Genomic DNA, 8,333 nt, shown 5'->3' with positions numbered 1-8,333 from the left:
CGTTATGCCTGCGCAGCAACTCGGCGAACGCATGCCGCCGACCACTCACATGCGCCTGCAACAACTCCACATCGGTGCACTCACCGAGCACGAGGGAACGCTCGTGACACATCACCGGCCGCGACGCCCCCCTGCCCAGCTCCTCGTTCACTTCGGAAGACAATGCCAACCCCTTGGACGGCCCTCACGGCGGCAACGGGCATGGTTGACCATCACCGAGATCTCGCAGCATCCAGGACCGAAACGCCCGCACCTGGAACTCCCCTGCTGAGAGCGCTCCAAGATCATATCGTCCGTAACGTTTTGGCAGCAACCAAATGAGCGGCCGGAGTACGGCGGAATACGCGACGATCAACGTCGCGCAACGAGTGGCCCGCACGAAGGAATGTGCGGCAGAAGCGGAGCCGGGCTAGGGCGCGGCGTCGAAACGGATGTCGGCGATAGCCGTCTGGAACTGTCCTCCGGAATTCCCCAGTCCGGTGATCCAGACGAGAACGTAGCGTGCGGCTTGGTCGGCGCGCACCGGGATGTCGGTGACGCCGTTGTCCAGCCGGGCGGAACCGATCAGCTGGGTCTGATCCAGCGTCGGCGAGCCGGTGGGCGAGGTGCGGATCTCCACCGACGTGCCCGTGCTGGGCGAGTTGATCGAGACATTCGTGAGCTTGGCGGGGGCGGGCAGCGTGGCCAGCAGCCCGACCCCCTTCTTGAGCGCCGGGAACTGCTGGAAGTACTGATCGGTGCGCCACTGTGTGCCCGGATCGTTGTCCAGCACCGCTTGGACGTTGGCCACGCCGTCGGCGGTGCCCTCCGGGGAGAACACCGACACCCCCGTCACCGGAACCGGCACACCGGTCGACGTGAGGTTCGGGCCCGCGGCCGCCGGCGTCGGAACCGGCTGGTTGTTCGTGGTCAGGCCGATATTGCGCTGTTCGTTCAGCGGCGCGTCCGAAGCGCTCGGCGCGAAGAAGCTGACCATCCACCAGATGACGACGCCGACCACCAGCGCGGCGAGGATGCCGAGGCCGACCATGATCCACATCATCCGCTGCGAGCGCTCGCGTTCGGCCGCGAGCAGTTCGGGATCGGCGAGCGAGTCGTCCATGTTCGCGGGCGCGCGCTGGCCGAGCCGGAGCACCGGAATGAAATCGGTCTTCTGATCGACCACCGACGCCTGTTCCAGCACATGCTGGACCGTCGCCGCCGTCCGCACGCCCTTGTTCGACTCCAGCGAGCGCACGGCGACCGCGGAGATCTCGAACGGCACCTCGGGACGGATCTGGCGCGGCTCCACCGGAGTGCCGTCCGGGCCGAAATCGGCGAACCGGAGCCCGCCGACGGTCGCCGCGGATCCGCTGACACCGCCCGAGCGGATCGGCCAGCGGGCGGTGATCAGCGCGTACAGCATCGCGCCGAGACCGCGCACATCCGACTGCGCGTCGGAGTCGGAGAGGGTGCCGGGGAAGGCGAGTACCGCATCACCCGAGGCGCTGATGCGCACCCGGTCGGGATGATCGATGGACAGCGAGCCACCGCCGCGGTGAGCCAGCTCGGCCGCCGAGGCGAGGGCGCGGATGGCCCGCGCCGCGCCGATCGGCGACGGAACCGTCTCGGCCATCTCGCGCAGCGAGCGACCCGGCGTCCACTCCGCCACCACGATGCCGCCGGAGCTGCCGCGCACGACGTCCAGAACGCGGGCGAGGCCCGGCGAGTTGATCCGGCCGAGGCGCAGCGTCCGGGACAGGATCGCCTGAGGACCGTCCTGCCCGGAGTTCTCCGTCGCCTTCTGGTCGGCGTCGACGAAGGTCAGCGCGACCTCGCGATCGAGTTTGATATCCAGCGCCTGCCAGAACTTCAAGCCGCGGGCGCCGCCGTGGCCCGCCAGCAGACGGTAACGCCCGCCTGCCACCGAAGCGCCCGGAATGAGCTTGGGGCCGCGCGGAATCCGCCGTGCACCCAAGTTCTCGCCGCCCATCGGCGGCATCTCCGGCGAGCCGACCGGGATCATCCCGGTGTCGTACATCGGATCCCTTGGCGGCAGCTGATTCTCCTGCGGTCTCGCCGGGTCCTGTTCCGGCGGAGCCGTACCCGGCTCCTTGTTCGCGTACGCGGGATCCAACGGCTCCCCCGCGGTCGGCGGTACATCGGTGGACAGTCCGCCGGGCGTGGTCGCAGAAGAATCGGCGGCCGGGACGCCGCCCACCGCGTCGTCGCTCACCCTCGGTCCTCCTTCGCCCTGATATGTCGAGGTTCCGGCGAATTCGCCACTTGTGCTTCTCTGCCGAACAGGGTACGGGAACTCACCCATGCCGGTGCGGTCAACGGCATCAGCTCTGATTACCGGCAGCACCATGGTCTGGGCGTCCATGTACGGATCGAACCGCGGGTACGCCAAGTAGGGGTCGGGCCTGCGCAGCACCTGCGTGACATAAGGATCTTCGACCGGGCTCTCCAGGTCGAGATCCGGCGCGGGCGGGGTCCAGCCGAGCCGCCGGGAGATGGCCACGGTGATGGCCACGATCTCCGGGATTCCGGCGAGTCGCATCAGGCCGAAGGCCACCGCGAACATGACGACCGCCGTGATCGCCACCCGGATCAGCGAGCCAGGGCCGTGGAAGGACGCGGTCAGTCGATCCAGGCCGAGTACCCGATCCACGATCCACATCACCGCGCCGCCCGCGAGTGACGCAAGCACGACACGGGTCACTGTGCGGCCGACATTGGCCATCCGAAGATCACCGAGGCTGCGATGCAGCAGCCACCCCCCCACCACGGCGCCGACCGTGAACCCGAGGCCGTTCGCGACGCCGAGCGCGATCACCACGTGCTCGGCGTCGGTGATCACCGGGGCCAGCGCGGAGAAGACGATCTTGGCGGCGGTGATGCCGAGGATGATCCAGGTCGGAATCCACGCCTGCTCCCTGGCGTAGAACACCCGCAGGTGGATCAGCACCAGCGAGTACGGGATCAGCGCGAACGCCGACCAGCTGACCGCGAGGCCGAGGCGCTCGGCGTCGGAGCCGAAGTTGCCGTAGCCATAGAGCGCTTGCCCGACCTGGGGACCGGCCAGCGTGAGGAAGGTGACCACGGGGACCAGCGCGATCATGGTCAACCGGGTGGCGGCGGAGAGATCGTCGACCACCGCGGGCGTGTCGTCGGCGGCGGCGTTGCGGCTCAGCCGCGGCATGATCGCGGTGAGCACCGTGACACCGAGGACGCCGTACGGCAATTGCAGCAGCAGCCACGCGTTGTTGTAGATGGCCGGACCCGCCGCGTCGGCATGCGACGAGATCCGCGTGGCGAACACGAAGCCCGCCTGGCTGATCAGCACGTACAGGATGATCGCCGCGCCCATGCCGCCGAACTGCTTGAGGCGAGCGTCGACCCCCCACAGCGGGCGCAGGTCGATGCCCGCCCTGCGGATGGCCGGAAGGAGGCCGACCGCCTGCACCACCACGCCGACCGTGACGCCGACGCCGAGCACCAGCAGCTTCGGATCGCTCATGCGGACCGGATCCAGCGTGATCTCGCCGGGCATCAGGACGTACAAGCCGAGCACCGTGAGCACGACCACGTTGTTCAGCACCGGCGCCCATGCGCCGGGCTTGAACATCTGCCGGGTGTTCAGGATCGCGGTGAGCAACGCCGACATGCCGTAGAACAGGATCGCGGGCAACAGCAGGAACGCCAGCGCGGTGGTGAGCGCGGTGTTGACCTTGCCGTCGTCGGACAGGAAGACATGGGTGGTCAGCACCGGCGCCGCGGCCGTCGCCAACAGCGCGGCGGTGGCCAGGACCACGAAAGCCGCGGTTACCAGGCGCCGGACGAACGCTGCACCACGATCCGGATCCTCCTGCTCCGCGCGCACCAGCGTGGGCACCACGATGGCGGTCAGCACGGCGCCGAGCACCAGTTCCGCGATCATGTTCGGAATCTGGCTGGCGACGGTGAACGCGCTGGCGATGGCCGGGCCGAGCACCGTGAGCAGCAGCAGTTGCTTGCCGAATCCGGTGATCCTGCTGATCAGCGTCGCGAACGCGATCGATCCCGAGTCGCTGAGCAGCCGGGAGTTCGCGCTCTGCTTGGATTCGTCCGCCTTCGGCGGCTCCACGGTGTCGGTGGCCGCGGGCCATTCCCTGGTCCGCGGGCGATCCGGTTCGGCGGGCTCGTGCCGGACCGGGCCGGCAGGCCGTTGCCGCGGCGGTGGTGGGAACTGCTGTGGCTGCGGCGGGGCGTAACGCGGCGGCGGCACGCGGTCGGACTCCGGCGTGGCGACCGGGATCGGCCCGGAGCGGGGCGGACGCGGCGCGGCGGGGATCGGACCCGACTGCGGGGGCCGGGGCACCGCGGGGATGGCGCCGGACCGAGGCGGACGCGGCACGGCCGGAATCGCGCCGGACTGCGGCGCGCGTGGTGGCGCCTGCCGAGGAGCGCCGCCGGGAGGGCCGGAAGGCGCAGGGCCCGGGCGAGGCGGACCGGGCGGTCGCGGTTGACCGGGCCCGGCCGGTGGCGGCGGAGCGGGATACTGCCGTGGGTTCGGGTATGGCACCGGGCCGGGGCGCGGCGGTGGCGGCATGGGCGGCCTCGGCTGCGCGCCGGGCGGTGGCGGCGGAGGCATGCGCTGGCCCGGGCGCGGCTGCGGTGCGGCCGGAGGACGACTGATCCGCGGCACCAGCGGTGCCTGTTCGTCGTTGTACGGGCCGCCGTTCACGTCCGGATGGTCGGCTTCGGCCGGAGCCGGGCCGCGTTCCCACGGCGCGACCGGCGCTCGGCGCACCGGCGGCCCGTCGAACCGGTCGCTTGGTCGAGGGCGATGAGCCGATATGTCATCGTCGCTCATCATGCCTCCTGTACCAGCCGGGATATCCGCACCCCCATCGGTGCGGTGAGCCGCGGCTCGCCGCAAAGTTTCGCCGTGGTCGGCGAACATTCTGTCAGTGGCCCCCGTCCGGACCGGACCGGCTCGGGAACACCGTGATTGTCCTCCACCGTGCCACACGACACCGCACTGCACCACATCAATGCAGGTAGCAGCAGTTTTCGTGACCGGATCGAAGCGGGATCGCTCACCGCGTCTCCTGCAACTGCTCCTGCTCTTGTTCCTGCGCCCGCAGCACGCGCATGCGCGCACGCCGATAGCGGTTGACCCGGCGCCTGGTGCCCGGATCGAAACCCTCGTCGGCCGGATCCGGCTGTCCGCGGAACCGGCGCCACAAGCGGCGACCGGCCAGCAGGAGCAGCAGGAGTGCGGCGCATCCGGTAATTATCGCCAACGCCTTGCCGTAGGCGTTCGAACGCACCGAGACCTGGGTGGGATTGCCGAGCGCGACGCCCTCCGGCGTAGTGAGCGAGATCGGAATGACCAGGTTGCGGCTGTCGCTCACCTCGGTCGGGACCTGGAAGGAGCGCGACCCGTTCGCCGGGAGTTGCTGCTCGCCGGGATCGGTGATCTTCGTCTCGGCCGGCGCCTCGATCCGGAATCTCACCCGGATGGCCACCGGCAGGTCGTTGCGCGCGACCAGCAGCAGTGGGCTCTGCTCGGAAGCGAGTGTGTACACCCCGCCGGGCGGTAGCACGGTGACCGAGCGATAGAGCTTCTCCATCGTCCGTGTGTTCTGGTCCAGCCGCCGCTGGGCGAACGTATCCGGCGGCGCGGCATCGCCGGCACGCCGATCGGAGAGGCTGAGCACCCGCAGCAGATCGTCGCGCAGCGGCGTCAGGAAGTCGTGCGGCGTCGGTTCGGCCTCCGGCACGTCCACCAGCGCGCGCATCATCTCGGTGATTCGACGGCTCTGCTCGCGCGCCGGCGGCAGGAACCGGTCCGGCACCGCGTCCTGCGCGGCTTGCGACAGATAGTCCAGCGCATAGGGCTGCGGGTCCGGCGGCAACGCCACCAGATCGTGGAACGGACGCGCGGTGGCGAGATTGCCGCGCAGCAGCTGGTCGACCTGACGCAACAGCGCGGTCGCCTCGTCCCGGTTCGCACCCCACTGTTGTGGCGGGACCAGCAACAGCGAACGGCTCGCCTCCGGGTGCAGCGCGCTCCACGAGATCGCCCCGAGAGCGTCTTGCAGGCGGGCCGCACGCGAGTCGTTGGTGACGTCGTAGCGGACCCGGGACGGAGTGAAGGGCGGGGTGGGCGGATTGGAGCCCACCGCGGCGAGCGCCGTCGCGGACCAGATGTCGAAAGTCACCGCGTGCAGTGCCGGGTCGACGGCGGGAGCGGGTGAACCCGCGGCCGGCGGCGCCGAACTACCCGTGACCTGCGGCGTTACCGGTGCGGTTGGCTGGATCGCGGTGATCTCGGGCAGCCGCACCACTTCGGGGCTGACGGTATCCGCGGTGGCTTCTGCCTCGCTCGCGCCGGCCGTGGTCTGGTGGCTCTCACTGCTCGACTGCGCCCAGTTCACGCTGTCCTGCAAAACCGCCGCCGTCGAGGCGAGCACTGCGGTGCTGAAACCATGGCTGCGCAACAGCCGGCCCGCGCCTTCGTCGATGCTGCCGGAATCCGGCAGGCCGACCCCGCGCACCGACCGGGTGGAAAGAATCGAGTCGATGATCTCGGCCGGTTCGCTGATCGCGCGCGCGGACAGCGCCGGATCGTTGACCGCGGCCAGCGCGGTGAGATCGACCTGCGCGAAAGGCAGCGCCACGGTGCACATCGATCCGGCCAGCGCGCGCAGCCGGTCCAGCCAGGTCTGGGCCTGTTCGGCGCCCGCGCCCGCCCTGGTCGCGCCGTCGGGGTCGGACGGGCTGGCCAGCACGCGGTAACCCCTGGTCATCGCGCGCACCGTGAGCAGCAGGTCGGGGTCGACGGCAAGGCATACGGCCGAAGCCAGGTCGGCGTTGCGGCCCGCGCCCGGGCTCAACGTCCCCTCCAGCGCGGCAAGCAGCTGATCGAGACGCCCACCTTTGCCGAGCGAAGCGGCCAATTCGTCGTCGGTGAGCTCCACCTTGCCGTCCACGCTGCCAGGACGGCCCCCGACCTGCCTGGGCCGGTCGGCCAGCGGCCACAGCAGCGTCGTCGCGACCGGGGCGTGGGTGGGCGCGGTCACCGACGGGGCCTCTTCACCCGCGACGGGCGGCACGCCGAGCACCGGCAGCAAGAACCTGGCGTCGTCGAGCCTGGCCTGCGTGCCGTAAGCGGGTTCGCCGTTCACGTTCAACAACAGCGGGTAGACGCCCGGTTCCGTGATGCCCAGCGACGTGGCGCCGCTCTCGGAGCGCAACGGGATGCTCAGCGTGAACTGCTTGCGCTGCCCCGGATTCAACCGCTGCGCGACATCCTCGAACTCGCCGTTCACGTCGTAGTTGACCTCGTCGAGGCGCAGCGTGGCACGCAACCCGGCAGGCGCGGTGATCGCCGCCGCCCGCTGGACGCGGATGCTGACGTCGTCCACCACACGGTCGCCGATATTCGTGACCGTGCCCGAGACCGTCAGCACCGAATCGCTGCCGGTGGTCACCGTGGTCGGCGTCACCGAGTCGAGAGACAGCTTCAGGAATTTGGGATTCGTCGAGGTGCCGGACCCGGTAGGTTGCGCTGCGGCCGAGGCGGAATCGAGCAGTGGCAGCGTCGTCACCGGGCCGATGATGGTCAGGACCGCCACGAAGATCCGGAACAGTCCACGCGTCATCGCTTGCCGGTCTCCATCCGGTCGATCAGCTTGTTCGCCATCTCCGCCAGCCGCCGCTCGTCGGCGTAGGCCAGCCGAGAATCCAATTCACTCAACGGGACCCAGGCGACCTGGGTCACTTCCACGTCGGCGTCGGACAGTTCACCACCGACCGAACGCAGCAGATAATGATGCACCGTTTTGTGTACCCGCCGACCATCGGTCACGAACCAGTAATCGATGCTGCCGAGTTCGGCGACCACGACACCGTTGATGCCGGTCTCCTCGGCGACCTCGCGGATCGCGGTCTGCTCGGCGGTCTCACCTTCTTCGATATGTCCCTTCGGCAGCGACCACAGTAACCGCCCGCGGCGATCGGTGCGCCCGATGAGTGCCGCACTGCGCGACTCCCGAGGACCGTCCAAGCCGTCGACGACTAGTCCACCCGCCGAGGTCTCCCGCACCGTACGCATCCGCGGCTTGGCGGCATTGGCGGCATTGGCGGCCGAACCGCGGCGCCGAGGCTGGCGGCGTCGACTGTTCGCACGATCGGCCGGAGACACCTGGCAATCCTACTGTGTTGGATTGGCCGCGCCTCCGCGCGGCGTGTTCGCGGCCCCTTGGTGGCTCACGTTTGCGCGACCGCCGCTTGCTCCTTCGTCGCCTACGCGGCGGCCGCGCAAACGCGAGCCGGGCCGCGAACGGCGCATGCTCGGTCTC

The 8,333-nt window shown here is 69.8% G+C and carries 3 protein-coding genes; all 3 read right to left on the bottom strand.

Translation table 11 applies throughout. The annotated features are described in order from the left end of the window. Positions 1–409 precede the first annotated feature (409 nt). Positions 410–4,837 (bottom strand): lipid II flippase MurJ, encoded by a 4,428-nt coding sequence (locus tag ABZ420_RS35545; RefSeq protein WP_357132465.1) that lies wholly within the window; start codon positions 4,835–4,837, stop codon positions 410–412. Between the two features lie 226 nt (positions 4,838–5,063). Further along, positions 5,064–7,634 carry a DUF6049 family protein gene (locus tag ABZ420_RS35540; RefSeq protein ID WP_357132462.1) on the bottom strand — a complete coding sequence of 857 codons (2,571 nt, stop codon included), beginning with the start codon at positions 7,632–7,634 and terminating at the stop codon, positions 5,064–5,066. Further along, the gene (locus ABZ420_RS35535; protein ID WP_357041030.1) at positions 7,631–8,176 is read right to left on the bottom strand and encodes an NUDIX hydrolase; all 546 of its coding nucleotides are present in this window, start codon (positions 8,174–8,176) and stop codon (positions 7,631–7,633) included. The genes ABZ420_RS35540 and ABZ420_RS35535 overlap by 4 nt, the downstream gene beginning before the upstream one ends. Between the last annotated feature and the right edge of the window lie 157 nt (positions 8,177–8,333).

It is taken from the genome of Nocardia sp. NPDC005745 (assembly GCF_040630775.1).
In the GTDB taxonomy this organism is placed as follows: Bacteria; Actinomycetota; Actinomycetes; order Mycobacteriales; family Mycobacteriaceae; genus Nocardia.
The sequence above is the reverse complement of the archived record's forward strand: the minus strand, read 5'-3'. Positions and strand labels throughout refer to the sequence as shown.